A 19,626-nucleotide genomic window follows, 5' to 3' on the forward strand; every position below is an offset into this window, starting at 1 on the left:
AGGTGCCACTTAAAACTTAAAACTTACAACCTGGAACTTTCTACTCCGATCGCAAACAAACCTTTGCCACTCATCTATGTTTATAAACCATATTTCTGAAACGCTCCAATGGCAAAAGAACTCAAGGCAATCGAATGCCCGAAATGCGGGTCTACCAGGAAGGTCGAACTCAAGCCCGACTATTTTAAATGCGGCAATTGCGACACCGAGTATTTTTTAGATAATGATGATATTACCATCAACCACAATATCAACTACCGGGATACCACGCCGGTTTCGCATAACCTTACACCCAAAGCCATGAGAATCATCTTCGCGGTGGTGATTTTTTTCATCATAGCAGGGTATGCGCTCTCGTTATTATTTAGTCGCCATACACAAACATCAGAACTGCCACTGGTTCAGAATACCGAAACCTTCCGATGGGTTAGCAAAGATGCCATTCCTTTTGAAAACAGCGCAGGTTCACTTGTCATCGCTATTCTGGGTCGCCGGGAATATGATGATGACGAGCAGAAACAAAGGACCGGCATGTACGCGGCCTTTTATGATGCATTAAGCGAAAAACTATTGATTGAGCAGCGCCTCGATCAGCCGTCTGAAGATCATATGGACAGCTTCCAGTTCAGTATCTTTCAGAATGGAGATATCTACGCAATCGCAAACAAGAGCACGCTCTACAAGATCGATAAGGTAAATACAAAACTGAACAAAGTTCAGGGAGACTTCTTTTCCCGGCACGAAGATCTGGCTGCCGGAATTGCACAAGTTGAGTTCATTAGCCGGGACTGGGGAGACGGCCTTAAAGTCATGACAAATGACGGCAAAAGCAGGTCTTTTTTTCCTATTGAGGATAGGGTCTATACAGAGAAACAGCGGTATGCGGCTGAAGACGCCCTTGAGACCAGGAATCCTTCGGCAAAGACCAGAACATATGCATTATTCAGCGAACGGAGCGACGATTTTCCTGATGAAAAAGTGAAACTTTTCGTGTACAGGCAAAAGGATAACCGGGGTGGTCCGAATGACCGGCCTTTTTTTCAGAAGAGAGAATACAACGATTTTTATGGAAAAACAATCATTTCAGACATCAGACAGGGCCAGGATTTGGTAATCAGTTATAAGGACCTTACGCCAGACAGACTCTATTTCTCGCCCGATGTCTTATATACCGACAGCCAGTACGTGGTTATCATGTATAGTGCCACTGCTGCGCAGGATGCCAACCTAAGTGTGCAGTGTCTCGATATCAACAACGGACGCATCATCTTCACCTTGCCGGTCGGCAAGGAAAAAGGGCTGAATGACGTAGCCTATCGTTTTAAAGACGGGTTTGTACTGGAGAACTACAACACCATGTTCATTACTGACATGAAAGGTAAAATCACGAAAGAATTCAAATTAACACAATAACACATGGGTATCGGCGATTTTTTTAGGAACCAGTTTTCTGAGGTTATAGAATGGAAAAACCAGCAGCCTGATTTGCAGGTCTGGAAATTCCCGTCAGATCATGATGAGATCAAGAATGCAGGTAAACTGATTCTTTCTCCCGGCCAGGGGGCTATCCTTGTGTATGAAGGAAAAGTAACCGATCACCTGGCTGAGGAAGGTATATTTGACATCGAGACAGACAATCATCCATTTATTACAACCCTGCTTAAGCTGCGCACAGGTTTTGAAAGCGAGCATAAACTGAAGATATGGTTTTACCGCACTTCTGAGACGGTAAACCAGGGCTGGGGTACCGCGCAGATGATCAAGTATATAGATCCGGTTTACAAGATTCCTGTTGAGCTCGGGGCCAATGGAACTTTTTCATTCAAAATATCGAACCCACTGTATCTGTTTTCGAATGTAGTCGGATCAAAGGATACCTATTCGACGGCTGAAGCCCGCGAACTGCTGCAAAACCGCTTTCCGGAAAGCCTCTCGGCAGAATTGGCGCAGAGCGGTCTGTCGTATCAACAAATCGACTCGCGTCTGCCCGAACTTTCTGCGCGGATAAAATCTCACCTCAACACGGAATTTAGCAGGCTGGGTTTCGAACTGACGGATTTTAAACTGAACGGCACCGTATTCGATGGTGAAACGAAAAAACGCATCGGTAAAATTGCCGACATCACTGCTGAGGCCATGGCGGCAGGCGAGGGCGGATTGACGTATGTAGAAATGGAAAAACTGAAAGCATTGCGCGACGCAGCCAGGAATGAAGGCGGACTGGCCGGTGCCGGTCTGCAACTGGGAATCGGGATGGAAATCGGAAAAACCTTCGACGCCGCAAAACAGGAGCACCTTAATTCCGGCGCAGCCGACCCTGTGACGAAGTTAAAACAGCTCAAATTGCTGCTGGATGAAGACATCATAACCCAGGAAGAATTTGCGGCAAAGAAAAAGGAATGGCTGGATAAACTCTAGGTAAAATTTATATGAAAAAAATTATAGGCATACTGGCTGTATTCATCGCGGTGGCATTCATCGGCGTACTTGCGCTGCGCATTTGGGATGTGGAAATTGTTAGTCTCCGGACATTGGTCAGAAGCAGCGCGACCCTGATTATACTGGGTGTACTGGCCGTTGTGCTCGTTGTAATTTATGGTGCCTTTTTTCGAAACAACGAACGTTCTTATGATCGCAGTAAGGGTAACCGCGCCCATCCGAAAATGTAGCTTCAGACATGGCTAAAAGCATAAAGGTTGTCAGGTGTCCGCATTGCGGCAGCGTTGCTAAAACGAATGTGAAAACCGATCACTTCAGGTGCGCGAGTTGCAATACCGAATATTACCTGGATAACGATGATATAAACATCAATATTACCGGTAGTATGCGTCCGCCGAGCAATCCTGTTGCTCCCAGGACTAAAAATGTAGCCTACCTGGCTATACTTATAGTTGTCGTTCTTGGCGTTTTATTAATTACCGGTATTATTTTTACCAATAAACCAGACACCCGACCTGATCCCGGTACCGCAACGCCAACGCTTGATTTTTCAGGAGCAGGCAGTATGTTATATCAGAATACCGTTACAGGTAAGGCTGTTTTAATGCGTCTGGCGCGTGAGCATCTCCAGCAAGCCGATGGAGAAATGAAATATGTTAATACTCATGTCGTTTTCATAGACCCTGCGAGCAGGAAACGAATAAAGAGCCAGATATTGTTTCGTAACATCAGGCGGTTAGATCCCTACTTTCCGCTTTTTTATGTAATGCCGGATGAAAGCGTTTATATGCACTATCCAGGTGAAAAACTATTTGCGATTGACCGCCAGACCAACCAGCTTAATAATGCCAGTGAAAGTCTCTTTGAGTCTCATCCTGAATTGGGTTCAGGCATTGCAAAGGTCAGGGTGGATGATGATGGCTATATGGAGCTGCTGATCAATACGGGTAAAGAATACTATTATGTTCCAAAAACAGATTCACTGTTCAGCAAAGAAAAGGGGCTTTACCAACTTTTAAAGAAGCTTGAAAGAGACGTCTATTTTCAGTTCAACACCGGTAAGCTGATAAAACTGACGCGAACAGGTGCGTATAGCAGACATCGCGCTGATACGCTGGTGGCAGAGAGAACCTTTTTCGATCCTTCTATTTTATTTACTGACAGCGGAAACCTGATTATCGCATCGCGGGTAAACGCTGCAGATGATGCTCCAGTATTGCTGCAAAGCCTCAATGTTACGAACGGGACCATCCGGTGGACCTTGCCCGTCAGAGACATGAACTATGAGCATATGATCAGATGTAAGGAAGGTTTTGCCGTGCAATACAGCGCAAATTCGAAACTGGATTACATTTCGGGTGTATTGTTTTTATCGGCATCAGGTAAGATTACTGGCGATTACCTTATCAAGAGAAATGAGTAGATCGGCGGGGGTACTACATTAATCGATGTATATGAGACAGATCTTGTTCGTTGTAATCAGTTCACTGCTGTTTGGGGGAAGTCAGGTATTGGCGCAAAAGGCCTATGACACTATCCATTACCTGGGCCGTGTTGAAGGATATAGAGCGCAGCTTGAACTTGCGGATGGTTATCTGCTGGCAAGCCGGATAACCTTTAACACCAAACGCGGGATACGGGTATTTAAAGCCATGGCTCATGAAGCCGACAAACAAGGTAAACTCCGTTTTGTAGAAACGAAGCCCAGACAGGGGGGCGGGGAGAAAACAGCGTTATGGGTGGAATTGAGGAACCTGGATGCTGACAGGTATTCGCCAAAGATCAGCGCAGTTTATTGGAATGGTACAAAGCTGATCCCGCTTGTATTTTCGGCTTATAACTGACAAAATAAATGTCTCGCCATACTGGTCTTACCTACAGGCACTACCTGAATTCTTAAACATGGTTTGAACCACAGGCAGAACAATGCGCCGGAGACGCGTGTTATGAGGTCTTAACGTTGTTGCTGTAGCTCATGGATAAGAATAAATTTGCCGGTTTTGTAAGCATAAAAGGCGCCAGAGAACATAACTTAAAAAATGTCAGCCTGCAGATACCACGCGATGCCCTGGTGGTCTTTACCGGTGTCTCCGGTTCAGGAAAATCTTCGCTTGCCTTCGGAACACTTTATGCTGAGGCCCAACGCCGTTACCTCGAATCGGTATCTCCCTACGCAAGACGGCTGTTTAACCAGATGGCCATACCAGAGGTGGACGAAATTGACGGGTTGCCGCCCGCGGTCGCCCTTCAGCAGCAGCGGGGCGGTACGAGTACCCGGTCAACGGTAGGCAGCGTAACCACGTTATCAAATTTGCTGCGCATGCTCTACTCCAGGGCGGGTGATTATCCGCCCGGGCAAAGTATCATTTATGCCGAAGGTTTTTCTGCAAACACACCTGAAGGTGCCTGTCCGGAATGTCATGGATTGGGAAGAATTTATGAAATTACCGAGCAGAGCATGGTGCCCGATGATACACTCAGCATCAGGCAAAAAGCAATAGCAGCCTGGCCGTCGGCCTGGCAGGGACAAAATCAGCGGGATATCCTTACAACGCTTGGTTATGACCTTGATATACCGTGGAAAGACCTTCCGAAGAAAGACAGGGACTGGATTTTATTTACGGAAGACCAGCCGGTTGTTCCTGTTTATTCGGGATATACGCATGAAGAGATACAGCGTTTTATAAAAGATAAGCGCCAGCCCGACTACATGGGTACATTTACCGGCGCGCGAAGGTACGTCAGGCATACCTTCGCCAACACGCAGAGCGCGCTGATGAAAAAACGGGTAAGTCAGTATATGCTGAGCAGCGAATGTCCGTTATGCCAGGGGAAGCGTCTCAGACCTGAGTCGCTGGGCGTAAAGTTTGCCGGCTGCGACATTGCTGAACTTTCTGCGCTGCCGCTTAAAAAACTCAAGAGAATTTTTGCGCCTTATGCTGCAGGTTCTGCGACTGGTCTGAAAAAGATGGAGCACGATCATCCGGAGAAGGTTGTTGTCGCAAAACGTATTGCCAGTGATCTGATCTCCCGGCTCGACGTCATACTGGACCTCGGACTTGGTTACCTGACCATTGAACGAAGCACGCCTACCTTATCGCCCGGCGAGCTGCAACGTCTTCGCCTGGCTACACAGGTACGCTCGAACCTGTTTGGTGTGGTGTATGTTCTTGATGAGCCTTCGGCGGGACTGCATCCGGCTGATACTGCGGCCTTGCTGAAGGCGCTTGACAGGCTGAAAGCATCGGGAAACTCGCTTTTTGTTGTGGAGCACGAAATTGATGTCATCCGTCATGCCGACTGGATTGTGGATGTCGGGCCCGCCGCCGGTGAGAAAGGAGGTGAGGTGCTGTACAGCGGTGCGCCTGAAGGCCTCAGGAACATCCGGCAGTCGCTGACCAGGCGGTATCTGTATGGTGAAACTGATAGGGCGGTTCCAAAGCCCCGTCAAGCTTCGGGCGTGCTCAGGCTTGTCTCTGTGTCACGCAATAACCTTGTGGACCTCGATGTCAATTTTCCGCTTGGTGTTTTGACCAGCGTAACGGGGGTTTCAGGCTCGGGAAAGAGCAGCCTGGTTAGTCAGGTGCTTGTGGATCTCGTTTCAGAACGCCTCGGTATATCTGCAGAAACTGCCGAAGAGACAGATAGCGACCCCTTAACATCCGGCGAAGTGCAGACAACGAGTGGCCGGATAAACGGCGAGCTGAAAAATATAAGACGTCTGGTCGTAGTCGATCAGAAGCCGATCGGGCGTACACCCAGGTCAAATCTGGCCACCTATACCGGGTTATTTGATCATGTGCGGAAGTTATTCGCCACTACGCCACTTGCGAGAAGCCGTAAATATGATGCCGGCCGCTTTTCGTTCAACGTGGTTAAAGGACGCTGTCCGCATTGCCAGGGCGAAGGTTTGGTCATGGTAGAACTGCTGTTTTTGCCCAGCGTGTATTCTCCCTGCCCGACCTGCAAAGGTTCCCGCTATAATCCGAAAACGCTTGAGGTGCTGTACAAGGGAAAAAATATTGCGGAGGTTCTCGCATTGACCGTCGATGAAGCAGCCGTTTTTTTTGGCGGCGAGGATGCCATCAGCCGCGCACTCGCCGTTGTTCAGGAGGTCGGCCTTGGTTACCTGAGACTCGGGCAGCCCGCAACAGAACTCTCGGGCGGTGAGGCGCAGCGCATCAAGCTGGCCACCGAACTCCAGCGTGCGCAACACGGGCAAACGCTTTATGTACTTGACGAGCCTACCACCGGCCTGCATCCTGCTGATGTGGAACGCCTCCTGCTACAGTTGAACCGCCTGGTTGATGCCGGTAATACGGTAATTCTTGTTGAGCATGATATGCAGGTTATTGCCGGCAGCGACTGGGTGATCGACATCGGCCCCGGAGCGGGCGACGAAGGCGGCCGGATCGTGGCACAGGGCCCGCCGCAGGAAATAGCCGAAGCAGAGGAGAGCCGCACGGCGCCCTATCTGAAAAAGCTGTTTGCATAAAGCGATCTGCTTTCGTATCTGTAATCAGATGAATCTCTAAAAGAATGGCATCGGCGGCAGAAGATTCGCATAAACATTGCAATACAAAAGACCTGCTTGTTGGCTGCAAGACTTAGCAAAGAAGTAAGTCTTGCAGCCTGTTTAAACATCCATATCATCTTATTTCATAAAACTCCAAGAACAGCATCATTTATTATTTATCTATTATGTGTTTAAACACCTGTAAATCAGTTGGTTTAATGCTGTTTGTAGTGGCTTTGTAGTGCGATATGTGCTGCCTGACTGATCTTGCAAGCAATTCTGTAGTGTTCAAATAGGGATCATTTCTGCGCTCCTGACTTCCCCCGCCTTTACATTTGAGTATACAGCGCAGGGGCTGATGACAGGTCTTTATTGTATTTCTGAGCCCCGTGCTGCCCGACCCCGAATTATCCAATATCTAACCAATAAAAACCTAAAAGAATGAAATCCTTATCAAACTTTGTCATGTTATTGCTTTCGGCAAAACGGAAGCCTGCATTGAGAGCAGTCCTGGCTTACAATCGGCCAGATAGACCCGGCCATTACAAACATGGTTTCCGAAAACTAATGTTTTCCGCAGCTGTACTTGTATCTGCCTCAATCTTTTTGGCTGGCTGTAAACAGGAGCCGGTGCTGCCTGAAGCGGAAGCATCAGGAAAGTCACCTTCAGCCAACCAGGCCGGTGCAGTTTGCTGGCTTGAAGTAAAGGGCAAACAAATTGTAAACGCCAGCACGCAGCGGCCGCTTATCCTCAGAACCATGAATCTTGGTGCCTGGCTTGTACAGGAGGGTTACCTGCTCAATCCGCAGGGATGTTCAGGATGCCCAAGCACCCAGTGGCAGATGAAACGCCAATACCGTAACCAGGGTAAAACCGAAGCAGAAATTGAGGCATTCTATCAGTCTTGGCGCGACAACTTCATTACCAAAGCAGACATTGACTACATTGCCTCGCTTGGCTTCAACAGCGTGCGCCTTCCAATGCATTATGAACTGTTTTTAACCGCAAGTCAGCGCGCGGTGCGCAACAGCGTGGCCTACGCGGCAAATGATACCGACCGCGGCAATAAACACGATGCATATAAACAGTCGCTTCAAAACTGGTACAACAGCAATCAGCTTTTCAATGGCGGTGATCTTGAAGGCTTTAAGATTATAGACCGGCTGCTGTCCTGGTGTAATGCAAATAACCTGTATGTTATTCTTGATCTGCATGCAGCACCCGGCGGACAGGGAAGTGATGGCAACATTTCGGATATGTTTTATGCAAATAACCTCTGGCAGTTTCCTGTATTTCAGAATGTGACCAACCGGCTTTGGGAAAGAATATCAACGCGTTACAAAGCCGAACCACGTATTGCATTTTATGATCTGATCAACGAGCCGAATAATGTAACCGGCGGTGGGCCGGCTATCCATAGCCTGATGCAGAGACTCATTACGACCCTTCGCAACAATGGCGATAACCACATGCTCATGATCGAGGGCAATGGCTGGGGCAATAACTACGATTACCTGGAACCTTACACGCTTTCTCCGAACTGGGGGCTGATCTACAACGCACACCGGTACTGGATCAATCCGTCGGATGACTATGTAAGGGATGGTAATCCAAACCAGATCAACAGGCTGATCAACCTGACGGAGTTCAGAGACAGGCACAATGTTCCGGTGTGGGTAGGGGAAACCGGCGAGAACACGAACGACTGGCTGCGCCAGAACATCACGAAACTGAATCAGAATGGCATTGGCTGGGCGCATTGGACCTACAAACGTTATGATGTGTATGAGAATTCCGCGCTGATGCGTATCGGCGGAAACTATCCGACAGACGGCGCGGCGGTTATGTCTACAGTGCTGAACCAAATCAAATTTCAAAATTGTATAAAGAATAACAACACCATTGCTGCGGTTACCTCGACCTTACCTTCGCCTGGCTCGACAATTTGTAAGTAGCTGATTGGGAGGATTAAAGAAGAAGGACCAAAGAAAGAAAGACGCGGCGAGTTATGAGTCCTGAGACTTTGATAGTATTTAGGTATTCGTAGTTCGTATTTAGAAGTGGCGCATTTCTGTAGATTTGAGATGTGAGAATTGAGTCCTGAGACTTTGATAGTATATAGATATTCGTATTTCGTATTTAGACGTGGCGCAAAACCCCTCGGCCGCCATTCAAGAAGAGCCTCCCTCACAGGTCATCCAGACAGAGCGGAGCGGCGGAAGGATCTGACTCGGGATCACAAGTCAGATTCTTCGCTGCTCTGACCTGTGGGGAATCGCGGGCTAAAATGAAGCCAAAGGATTTCTTTAGATTCGAGATGAGATTTGAGTCCGACTTTGGTAGTATTTAGATATTCGTAGTTCGTATTTAGACATGGCGCATTTTCAGGAGATTTGAGATGTGAGATTTGAGTCTTGAGACTTTGATAGTATATAGATATTCGTATTCGTATTTAGACGTGGCGCAAAACCCCTCGGCCGCCATTCAAGCAGAGCCCCCCTCACAGGTCATCCAGACAGAGCGGAGCGGCGGAAGGATCTGACTCGGGATCACAAGTCAGATTCTTCGCTGCTCTGACCCGTGGGGAATCGCGGTCTAAAATGAAGCCAAAGGATTTCTTTAGATTCGAGATGATATTTGAGTCTTGAGACTTTGATAGTATATAGATATTCGTATTTAGACATGGCGCATTTTCAGGAGATTTGAGATGTGAGATTTGAGTCTTGAGACGTGGCGCAAACCCCTCGGCCGGGTAGAGCGATTGAGGGGTTAGGCGCCTAACGCTTTTGAACTTTCCACTTTTCACTTTCAACTCAATGGGTTCTTTTTTCTTTAATCTCATTGAGGGGTTCTGCGCCCAGGCCCCGACTCATGATTCATGGTTCGTGGCTCGGTCTTCTCCTTTTTATTTAGTTTCATTGAGGGGTAACACCCTGGTCTTTCCTCCTTTTTCTTTTTTCTTTAATCTCATTGAGGGGTTCTGCGGCCTCTCTTAATACTTACTTCTCAATACGAAATACTTCTCCACCCTATTCCTTTTTGTGCTGCATTAATTACCCTTCGACTCGCGTATTTGTACGATTTGCATTAACTTGCACAAAAATCTTCTATGTTCACTTCATTCAACAAAAAAGCGTTCGATTATTCTGATGAGGCGGTGAAGCGTGATTTCGAGCTGTTAATTAAAGCATTAGATTCGTCTGTATCAGGCATTATCATTACCGATCATAAGCAGCCGGATAACCCGATTATCTATTGCAATGCTGCATTTGAGAAGATCACGGGCTACGCCAGGGCAGAAATTATTGGCCACAACTGCCGTTTTCTGCAGGGAAAAGACCGTGCTCAGCAGGCCCGGCAGCGGATCGCAACGGCTGTCGAACAGGAGAAGGAGTGCAGGGTTGAAATTCGTAATTACCGGAAGAATGGCGACTTGTTCTGGAATGAACTGTATATGTCGCCAGTTCGCGATGCCTCTGGTACAGTGACGCACTTTATTGGTGTACAAAACGACGTTACATTACGAAAGAACGCCGAAAGGGAACTGATTGAACAAAAAGCGCTGATGGAAAAGCGCGTTGAAGAACGTACAGCGGAACTTCGCGACAGCGAGGCCTTTTTATCCAGTATCATTCAAACTGTAAGAGAAAGTCTCCTGGTACTTGATCCTGATTTCAGGGTGTTAAGTGCCAATAATCATTTTCTCAGGACCTTCAAAGTGAACAGCCAGGAAACGGTCGGTATGCCGTTGTATGAATTGGGAAACCATCAGTGGGACATTGCGCGGCTGAAGGAATTACTGATTAAGATCCTGCCGACCAACAACCCCGTCATAGACTTCGAAGTCGAGCATGACTTTCCTCACATCGGGCGCAAACTGATGCTGCTGAATGCTTATCGCGTAGAGCTGGAAGGTCAGTACAAAGACCAGATCCTGCTGGCCATCGAAGACATCACAGAAAAGCGGGATATCGAACGGCGGAAGGATGATTTTCTGAGCATAGCCAGTCACGAGCTAAAGACTCCGCTCACTACTGTGAAGGGCTTCATGCAAATGCTTGGTCAGCTGCGCCCTGCAGATGCAAGCGAGCGCTACGATATGATATTTGGCAAAGTCACCCTGTCAATCGACAGGCTGAACGCTTTAATTTCTGAACTGCTGGACGTATCGCGCATACAAAGTGGCAACATTGAGATTCACCATGACTTTTTTGATTTTGGCAAAGCCGTTTTGGAAGCGGTTGAGTCGATTCAAAATACATCATCCTCTCATCAGATCGAAGTAAGCGGGACTGTTGAGGTTGAGGTAATGGGCGACGAAACCCATATTGTACAGGTCATTACGAATCTGCTTTCGAATGCAATCAAATATAGTCCGGACGCAGATAAAGTTTCCGTTCACATGTCGCGCGTGAGCGATTTTGTAAAAGTGTCTGTAACGGATTATGGTCTGGGCATTGCGCCTGAAGATCAAAGTAAGGTCTTTGATCGTTTTTTTCGCGGCCAGGAACTCCAAAAACGGTTCTCGGGGATGGGCATAGGATTATACATTTGTGACCAGATCGTTAAAAGCCACGGCGGAACGCTTTGGGTAGACAGTGTTCTGGGTAAGGGGTCGACATTTAGTTTTACCATACCGGTTAACGGGCAGCAGAGCAATGAGCAGTAAAATGATCCTGGTTTGTGATGACGATCCCGGAATACTCGAGATGCTTGAGTTTGTGCTTTCTGATGCAGGATTCGAGGTTATATCCACGGTTGATAGCCTGCAGGTGATGTCGATGGCTTCAAGACGCCAGCCTGATTTGTTCCTGATCGACCTTTGGATGCCCGTCTTATCCGGCGATGCACTGATAAAAAATATACGGGAAAACGCTGATCTGGCCGATGTGCCTGTTATCGCAATTTCGGCCAGCCAGGAGAGCGCGGCGCTGGCGCAACGGGCAGGTGCCACACTATTTATCGCTAAGCCATTTGACATCTTTCAACTTTCAGAGCAGGTCAGCGCACTGATTGCCGACGCCGGGAGCAGGTAATTGATTTCATAGCCTCTCAGATCAGGTTCAAAATGCATGGATATATGCGCTGAGCCTGCGAAAATGGTTGAAAGAACTTTTTTTGAAAACTTTTTCATCTTCTAATCCTTTGCTAATAAAATTACCGATTGATGAAGAAGATAATGATTGTCGAAGATGATGAGCATGTGCTTGACGCGCTCACCCTATTGTTCCAGTACGACGGTTATGAAGTAAAACCCGTAAATAGCGGTGAACGGTTCTTCGCCAGTCTGGATTTCCAGCCTGATGTGATCCTGATGGACGTCTGCCTGGGCCAATATGATGTTCGTGATTCAAGTTTTCAGCTTCGCTACAAGTCGCATTCTATGGCCGTGCCGATCGTTATGATGTCTACCATCGCAGACGTGAATAAAAACACGCTGAAAGATTGCGAGCACGCCGCTTTTATTGCTAAACCTTTTGCTCTTGACTCGCTGTTGTCTGTCGTAAATGGTACATTGCAGCAACGGTTAAATTAGACGCGCTGGTGCTGATGGCGTCCGAAAAACGATTTTAAAATAGATTCCGAGTCAGATTCTTCGCTACGCTCTGAATGAACTGCGGAAGGGATTACCAGGAATGAAGCCAATGGATTTCTTAAGATTTGAGATATGAGATTTGAGTCTTGAGACGTGTATGTACATAGGTATTCGTATTTCGTATTTGGACGTGGCGCAAAACCCCTCAGCCGCCATTCAGACAGAGTCGCCCCCTCACGGGTCATCCAGACAGAGCGGAGCGGCGGAAGGATCTGAGTCGGGATCATAAGTTAGATTCTTCGCTGTCGCTCTGAATGAACCGTGGGGGAATCGCCTGGAATGAAGCCAATGGGTTTGTTCAGATTTGAGATGTGAGACTTGAGTCCTGACCCGTCTTTCATCTTTTTTCCATTTTCTTTGGTCTTATTGAGGGGGCGTTGTCAGCCTCTGCTACAGCCTACTTATACAGGCGAGGCCCTTAAAACATTCATCAGGTCAGAAACTCGAATTTATGCGGTTCGACATAAATGGTAATCTTCTGGCTCTCAGTAGGCTCCAGGAGTTCGTCATCAAGATGCGCAGCGTTTCCTTTAAAACTCATTTTGATGTTTTTCGCTTTGCAGGTATCAAAATACTGTGATTTTTTTTCGCCCGTAAGCAACGACCTGTTATAATCCAGCAACTTTTCTTTTTGTGCCTCAGGTATCAATACCACCTCAAATTCTCCATCACCGGGATCCGCTAGCGGGTTGATGGCCAGATTCGGACCTATCGAGCGGATGTTCATGATCTCTACCATGAAAAATTTGCCCGAGTGCACCGAGCCGTCAATATCAAACTCACAGTAGACCGGTTCAAAGTCGGCAATAATTTCTTCAAGCAGTTCATGTGCCCGCCTGATTTTCTCATCGGGATCGCTGATTTCCTCATGCTCGCCTTCGCTCATCTTTTTCATCAGGGCAGGGAAGACACCGATGCCAAAGCTTTCAAGAAAAAAAGACTGATCACTCACGCCTGTAATCCGGCCGAGGTCGAAGGGCTGGCACGACGAGAAGCGGGCAGGATCTTCTTCCATGGAATCGGGCGCGCCAAGCGTTTTTGCAATGTTGTTGGCTGTGCCTGCAGGGACAACAGCGAACTTCAAAACACGTCCGGCATTAGCTTCCAGTAATTCAGTCACTACCGAACGGACCGTTCCGTCTCCGCCTGCAATGACAATCAACTTATCCTCATCAGCCGAGCTTACCCAGCTGTCGTCTTCCAAAGATTCGTAGCTCGCCTCGTAACCAGCGGCCCTCATCATTTTCTTTAGATTTTCCTCAGAATGTTTATCATCTCCGGCATTCGGATTATGAAGGATTATCGCTTTTCTCATACCTGAGCAATAAACATAACGCGAAAGCATTTGTTAGGTACTGAATAAAAAAAAGAAAGTTATGAGAATCCTGATCACAAATGATGATGGCATATATAGTCCGGGTATTTTTGCGCTCGCGAAAATAGCTTCGCGGTTTGGCGAAGTCAGGGTTGTGGCGCCCGATGTGGAACAGTCTTCTATGGGCCACGCAGTTACGCATTCCCGCCCGCTTACCTACAAAAAGTCGCCGATCGAGTTTCCCGGTATGGAAGCGTACCGGGTAAACGGAACGCCGGCAGATTGTGTAGCCCTGGGTACGCATTTGTGGGCAGATGCGGACGTCGTACTTTCAGGCATCAACATGGGTCCGAACCTTGGTAATTCGATGTGGCATTCGGGTACACTCGCCGCAGCAAAACAGGCGGCCCTGCTCGGCATTCGGGGTATTGCATTGAGCACACCGGTCGGTGATACCGAGCCCGATTTCGAAAGGCTTGAGCCTTTCGTGGCCGAGACACTTTCAGAACTATTAAAAAGTAAGGATCTTGGCCTCTATAATGTGAATTTTCCGCAGCAGCCCGAAGGAATTAAATGGACAAGGCAATCCGTCCGGTTGTACGACGGGACAATTATACCCGGAACCGACCCAATGGGGAGAAAACATTACTGGTTCACAGTAACGCCACTTGAGCCTGCCGAAGAGGGGACCGATCGCTGGGCTGTGGAACAAAACTTTGTCTCGATCACCCCGCTCAGGCTGGATTTGACTGATGAAGCAGAGCTACAGCGATGGCTGGAACGATAAGAACCGATTGGCTGGCAGGAAATAAGCAGCATGCGGACGCGCAGCTTTTATTCGGCGTTGCTGCCAGCCTTTCATGCAATAAAATCGGTACTTTGCTTCCAGTTTACAACTAATCAATGGCGCTAAAATTTCCTTCGTTTAACCATATCTTCCGGCAGCTGTTTGCAACGGCAAAACGCTTTCCTTTTGAATCTTTGATTGCGCTGGCCGGCACCCTGGCGGCGATGATCTATACAACTGACGGCTATGGTTACCGGATCCAGGAACTGGCCTTGCGTGTTTTAATGACGGCACTTGTCGGCGGACCGCTAATGCTTGCTGTTACTTTGTTTTGTGGAAGTTCAGCGCCGCTGCTGCGCCGGGTCTGGATTTTGAAAAGCTTCGCCGCTGTTGCGGCCTCTTGTCTTTTTTTCGCTTTCAGGCCTGAGGAATACCCTCAGCACGCCGTTCAGTGCGCCCTGCTGATCCTCGCCGTACACCTGCTCGTGTCTTTTGCCCCCTTCATTAAATCAAACGATACCAGCGCCTTTTGGTATTTTAACAAGGTGCTTTGCATCAGGTTATTAACGGGCGGCCTGTACAGCGCGGTACTTGCCGCCGGACTATCGGCAGCATTTGCAGTGGTCGACAAGATTTTCTTTCATATGGACTGGCATTATCTGAGTTATATCTGGATAGCGAGCTTTGGAATCTTTAATACCCTGTATTTTTTATCCGGCGTGCCTGACAATCCAGGTCAGGAAGCAATTTCTTCGGATTATCCCCTGGCGATTAAATTCTTCAGCCAGTATATCCTGGTGCCGTTGACTACCGTTTACCTGTTTATTCTGTTAGCTTATGAAATAAAAATCCTGATCGAGTGGCGTCTTCCTAATGGGATGGTTTCAGGGCTTGTACTTGGTTATGCGACACTTGGTATTCTGGCCCTATTGCTTGTTTACCCTATCAGGGAAGCTTCTGGGAATAAGTGGATCAGAATTTACAGCCGCTATTTTTATCTCTTTCTCATTCCGCTCGTTGCCCTGCTGATTGCCGCTGTAGCCAGACGTGTTGACAATTATGGGATCACACACTACCGGTATTTTCTGCTGGTCATAGCCGTATGGCTGGTATTTATTATCATCTACTTTCTGCGAAACAAGTCGGCCTCTATCAAAACGATCCCTGTTTCACTTTTCCTGATAACACTGCTTACCATTTACGGGCCGCAAAGCGCGACCTCCCTGACGCTTTATGCGCAGCGTCATATTCTTGCTGAGCTGTTTACGCAGGAAAATAGTATAAAAGACGGCAAACTGATTCCAATCAACGAAAATACGGTAAAGGTTGAGAGGGCACTGCGGATGGCCAATACGCTGAATTATATTTTAAGAAATTACCATTTCAATGCACTCCAACCCCTTATACATGCTGACATGGCTCAGGTCGGGGATTCTTTGCTGCGCGCGATAAAGCATAAAGATAACCACACCCCTGACACCTATACATACGCCGCAGCCAGGACAGGCTGGGTGTTTAAATATCTGAACCTGACATCGTTTCAATACCCTCATATCTCGGATAGCCAGGTAGCACAGGAATTGGTCAATACTTACCGCTACGAAACTAAACAAGATGTAAAACCGCTGCAGGGCTTTGATTATATGCTTCCCGTCGATCTCGCTGAGATAAAGAGCCAGACAGATACATTGGCTGGGTTTGCGGTAAAAAGAGAGATTGCAACCCTGCACGGTGACCAGGCAGCGCTCTACATAGGCAAAACAAAGTTCGATTTTAACCTGACTGACATGGCCAACGCGTTTATAAAACATTCAAGCCAGATGGACAAGTATTTTGATGTTCATCCGGACCATGGACCTGTCAAACAATACGTAATTCCACAACAGTTGTTGACACTGCAGCAAACAAAAGGCAACATAACCGTCCGTTTTATGCTCGAGTACCTGCAATTCGATCACGCAAAAAGAGCAGGCGTTAGCAGTCTTGGCTGGAGCGGGTGCTACCTGATTAAGATTGACAGAAATTAACCTCCAGCAACCTTGCTATCAGCACCGTTCATCAACAATCAGATGCACTTTTAAACTGCTACCGTCATTTATGTACTGGTTGATTGTTAGCTGCCCGGACCGCCTGATGACGGCCCGGGCTGCAGATGAATTTATTTCTGCTGATCCAGGCCGCGCCCGGTTTTCTGCTGCAGTTCTTCAATTTTTTCCGAGGCTTCGGCTTTCGTCAGTTCGTTATCTGCAGTTTCACCAGCTTCAGCAGATAATGTTTCCAGATAAGATTGCTGCGCACCTGTCATCGGCTCATCACCGGTCTTCCAGTCTTTCGGATCTTTAATTGCATTAGAACCCATTCCGTTCTTATTTGTATCGCCATCATTTATCTGACTTTTATCCCCATTTTTCATAACTGTCATTTTTGCTAATATTATTAGTATAACGTGCTATAGATAAATTTGTTTTTGAATGTCGTCCAACATTTTTTTTTACCTGGCCGGTGAAACCGGATTGCTGGCAAGCGATTAAAATCCGGTGCTTACCTGAAGCTGAAAAACGTGCCGGTTCGATATGCCATCGGCCTCTTTCTGGTGCCAGAACTGATAGCCAATTTCTGTGTCGACCATTTTGCTCCAGCGATAGCCGATGCTGCCGAAGCTCCTGTTCTGGTCAAACAGGTTTGCATTGACGGCATCCCGGTTTGTTACGTTCAGAAATATTTCATTTTGCAGGCCTGTATATAAGCCCCTGGAGAAATCTGCATTTGCCGATAGCGGAATCTGTAAACCGGCAAAAAATCTGATGCGCTGAGAAAACCGGGTTTCCGGTGCACTAACCCACCTTTGTTCCAGCCTGCACCGGAAGGTTAGCTCAGTTCTGCGGAGCGGTCTTTCATAAAGATATTGTTCAAAAACCCGGTTCTCATGCGCAAATGAGGGTTCTGCTTCATCAAGTTCCCAGTCCGCCTTGTACGCATAACCGATCGCTATACTATGCGTTTTAGTAATGGAATAGGAGAGTCCGCTGCGCAGCAGTAATGTTTGAAAACGCGCCAGAAAGTCTTCGCTGCGCGTCTGGATGTCTGCCAGGAGCCGGTATCGTTCTCCGAGTTTCTGCTGATGCGAAAGAAACAGCCAGCTCTGGCTGGAAACCGACTGTGCGCATGCTCCTGCGCACAGGAAGAAGCAAAAAATGCCTGTTAGGAAAATGCCCATTAGCCACCTTCCGCTGGCGGCGGGAAACCTGCTTTCCGGGAAGCCGTTCCGTGAATAGCGCAGCATCTCAAATGGAAACATGCCGGGGCTTTCCATCACGGACGGATCACCGGCGGTATGGTGCAGCCGGCGCCGTCCGAAATGCCCTGATGGTAACATTACATCGCTTCTTTAAGCATATTTCTCCTGACCAGCACCTTTTGGATCATGCTTTTCAGCCGTGTTTTGTAATCTTCTTTCAGCCAGCGTGTGTAGTTAGCCGTAACATTGCCCAGGCATTTGGCGTATTGTTTTACACGATAGTCGATTTCCTTGTCCAGTTCAGTTGAAAGTGCCAGGGCCGCAACAACCGAATCGCTGTTGTCAACGCACATGGCGGCATGCTGTCTGATCGAATCGCGGATAACATTTTTCGTTTTCTGATTGGTCGCAAGCGCGTGCTGGTAGGCCGCAAAAACATCAAACGATACTTCGAGTGTATTTGGAAATTTGCTTTTCAGTTCTGGAGATATGTAATGAATCTCAGTTGTCGACTTGCTGATCTGGTCGTGATAGTTCTGTGGGTTTGCAAAGATTTCATTCCAATCGGTTGGCGCATGCCAGTCGCCGAACCGCTCCACATTGTTTCCCAGGTCAATGATTTGAAAAGTCTTTTTATTGCGGTAGGTCCGCGATCCGCGGCCAACCATCTGGTGGTACAAGGTCAGGGAAGTCGTTGCCCGGTTTAAAATAACAGATTGAATGCTGGGCTCATCAAAGCCCGTCGTCAGAATAGAAATTGAAGTTAAAATGGCACCCCTGGTTTTTTTGTACCAGTTTAATATTTCCTGACGCTCGGTAGCTGATGCCTTATTGTCAAGGTGTCGGATAGGATAGCCTGCTGCATGAAAGCTCTCAAATACTATCCGGGACGCTACGATGCCGTTATTAAAGATCAGGGTCTTTTTGTTAAGAGAATGTGCCCGGTAAGCTTTCATCAACAGATCGAGCATGCCTTCAGAGCTATACAGCTGGTCAGAACTGCTTTGGGTAAAGTCTCCATTTAAACCCGGTTTCAAGGTATTCAGCTCTACGTCGTAAGCGTAGACCTTTGGACTCGCCAGAAATCCCTGTTCAATCAGTGAAGCAATCGGTTCGCCAACGAGTAACTCTTCGTAAAATTTGTTCATCGGCAGATTTACGTCGGCCGAAAGCGGTGTCGCTGTTACCCCGATCACAGATGCGTTTTCAAATTTGCCGAGCAATTTGTGGAAAGAGTTGTGATGCGCTTCGTCTACAATCACCAGCCCCACATCAGATGTAGGGATCAAGCCGTCTTTGATGCGGTTTTTTAGCGTCTCAACCATGGCGACATAACACTTAAACACGTCTTTCCTGCGAACCGTCTTTACCTGGCTGTCTATGACTTTATTGATAACGCCGGCATTTTTCAGCGCCTGTGTAGTCTGTCTGCAAAGTTCCGTTCGGTGTGTCAACACGATCACCTTGCGTTGGTATTGCTCAATGTACCGCCGTGCAATCTCTGAGAAGACCATTGTTTTTCCGCCGCCTGTAGGCAACTGGTAAAGCAGCCGCTTCTGCCTCGTGTTGTCGGCCTTTAGTTTTGAAAATAACGAATCAATATCCTGTTGCTGATAGTAGTGTGGCTTACTCTTTTTCACCCTCGAATGCAGCGGCGATTTGCACCGGCCTGCACCTAAAGCAAACTGCATTCAGGCTGGAATGTTTTGACCAGCGCCAAATTGGTTGCAAATG

General features: G+C 47.7%; 16 protein-coding genes. 12 read left to right on the top strand and 4 right to left on the bottom strand.

Annotation, left to right across the window (positions count from 1 at the left end):
- Positions 1 to 108 precede the first annotated feature (108 nt).
- The 10 genes from EJV45_RS06305 to EJV45_RS06350 all read left to right on the top strand — a co-directional run bounded on the left by EJV45_RS06305 (position 109) and on the right by EJV45_RS06350 (position 12,492).
- Positions 109 to 1,413, top strand: a complete 1,305-nt coding sequence (locus EJV45_RS06305) for a hypothetical protein (protein ID WP_129714820.1) — start codon at positions 109 to 111, stop codon at positions 1,411 to 1,413.
- Between the two features lie 3 nt (positions 1,414 to 1,416).
- Positions 1,417 to 2,418, top strand: coding sequence for an SPFH domain-containing protein (locus EJV45_RS06310; RefSeq protein WP_129714821.1), 1,002 nt, complete (start codon positions 1,417 to 1,419; stop codon positions 2,416 to 2,418).
- A gap of 11 nt (positions 2,419 to 2,429) precedes the next feature.
- Entirely contained in the window at positions 2,430 to 2,669 is a 240-nt protein-coding gene (locus tag EJV45_RS06315) for a hypothetical protein (RefSeq protein WP_129714822.1), read from the top strand.
- Between the two features lie 8 nt (positions 2,670 to 2,677).
- Entirely contained in the window at positions 2,678 to 3,862 is a 1,185-nt protein-coding gene (locus EJV45_RS06320; protein ID WP_129714823.1) for a hypothetical protein, read from the top strand.
- A 31-nt stretch (positions 3,863 to 3,893) separates the two neighbouring features.
- Positions 3,894 to 4,283: a hypothetical protein gene (locus EJV45_RS06325; RefSeq protein WP_129714824.1), complete on the top strand. Its 390-nt coding sequence runs from the start codon at positions 3,894 to 3,896 to the stop codon at positions 4,281 to 4,283.
- Between the two features lie 131 nt (positions 4,284 to 4,414).
- Positions 4,415 to 6,934 carry an excinuclease ABC subunit UvrA gene (uvrA, locus tag EJV45_RS06330; protein ID WP_129714825.1) on the top strand — a complete coding sequence of 840 codons (2,520 nt, stop codon included), beginning with the start codon at positions 4,415 to 4,417 and terminating at the stop codon, positions 6,932 to 6,934.
- 588 nt (positions 6,935 to 7,522) lie between these two features.
- Positions 7,523 to 8,911 (top strand): glycoside hydrolase family 5 protein, encoded by a 1,389-nt coding sequence (locus tag EJV45_RS06335; protein WP_165305002.1) that lies wholly within the window; start codon positions 7,523 to 7,525, stop codon positions 8,909 to 8,911.
- 1,154 nt (positions 8,912 to 10,065) lie between these two features.
- A complete protein-coding gene (locus EJV45_RS06340) occupies positions 10,066 to 11,625 on the top strand; it encodes a PAS domain-containing sensor histidine kinase (protein ID WP_129714827.1) in 1,560 nt (519 codons plus the stop codon).
- Positions 11,615 to 11,992 (top strand): response regulator, encoded by a 378-nt coding sequence (locus EJV45_RS06345; RefSeq protein WP_129714828.1) that lies wholly within the window; start codon positions 11,615 to 11,617, stop codon positions 11,990 to 11,992. The genes EJV45_RS06340 and EJV45_RS06345 overlap by 11 nt, the downstream gene beginning before the upstream one ends.
- Before the next feature lie 131 nt (positions 11,993 to 12,123).
- Positions 12,124 to 12,492 (top strand): response regulator, encoded by a 369-nt coding sequence (locus EJV45_RS06350; protein ID WP_129714829.1) that lies wholly within the window; start codon positions 12,124 to 12,126, stop codon positions 12,490 to 12,492.
- A gap of 490 nt (positions 12,493 to 12,982) precedes the next feature.
- Here the strand turns inward: EJV45_RS06350 and EJV45_RS06355 are convergent, their stop codons facing one another.
- Positions 12,983 to 13,867, bottom strand: a complete 885-nt coding sequence (locus EJV45_RS06355) for a diacylglycerol kinase family protein (RefSeq protein ID WP_165305003.1) — start codon at positions 13,865 to 13,867, stop codon at positions 12,983 to 12,985.
- A gap of 61 nt (positions 13,868 to 13,928) precedes the next feature.
- Here EJV45_RS06355 and surE point away from each other — a divergent pair, with 61 nt between their 5' ends.
- A complete protein-coding gene (gene surE / locus EJV45_RS06360) occupies positions 13,929 to 14,654 on the top strand; it encodes a 5'/3'-nucleotidase SurE (protein ID WP_129714831.1) in 726 nt (241 codons plus the stop codon).
- 116 nt (positions 14,655 to 14,770) lie between these two features.
- Entirely contained in the window at positions 14,771 to 16,681 is a 1,911-nt protein-coding gene (locus EJV45_RS06365; RefSeq protein WP_129714832.1) for a DUF4153 domain-containing protein, read from the top strand.
- A gap of 131 nt (positions 16,682 to 16,812) precedes the next feature.
- Here EJV45_RS06365 and EJV45_RS06370 read toward each other — a convergent pair whose 3' ends face one another.
- The 3 genes from EJV45_RS06370 to EJV45_RS06380 all read right to left on the bottom strand — a co-directional run bounded on the left by EJV45_RS06370 (position 16,813) and on the right by EJV45_RS06380 (position 19,583).
- Positions 16,813 to 17,067 carry a DUF3072 domain-containing protein gene (locus EJV45_RS06370; protein ID WP_129714833.1) on the bottom strand — a complete coding sequence of 85 codons (255 nt, stop codon included), beginning with the start codon at positions 17,065 to 17,067 and terminating at the stop codon, positions 16,813 to 16,815.
- Between the two features lie 114 nt (positions 17,068 to 17,181).
- Positions 17,182 to 18,030 carry a DUF2490 domain-containing protein gene (locus EJV45_RS06375; protein ID WP_129714834.1) on the bottom strand — a complete coding sequence of 283 codons (849 nt, stop codon included), beginning with the start codon at positions 18,028 to 18,030 and terminating at the stop codon, positions 17,182 to 17,184.
- Positions 18,030 to 19,583, bottom strand: a complete 1,554-nt coding sequence (locus EJV45_RS06380; protein WP_129714835.1) for a DEAD/DEAH box helicase — start codon at positions 19,581 to 19,583, stop codon at positions 18,030 to 18,032. The genes EJV45_RS06375 and EJV45_RS06380 overlap by 1 nt, the downstream gene beginning before the upstream one ends.
- Positions 19,584 to 19,626 lie beyond the last annotated feature (43 nt).

Origin of the sequence: Pedobacter sp. SYP-B3415, from assembly GCF_004138205.1 — a bacterium.
Taxonomy (GTDB): domain Bacteria; phylum Bacteroidota; class Bacteroidia; order Sphingobacteriales; family Sphingobacteriaceae; genus Pedobacter.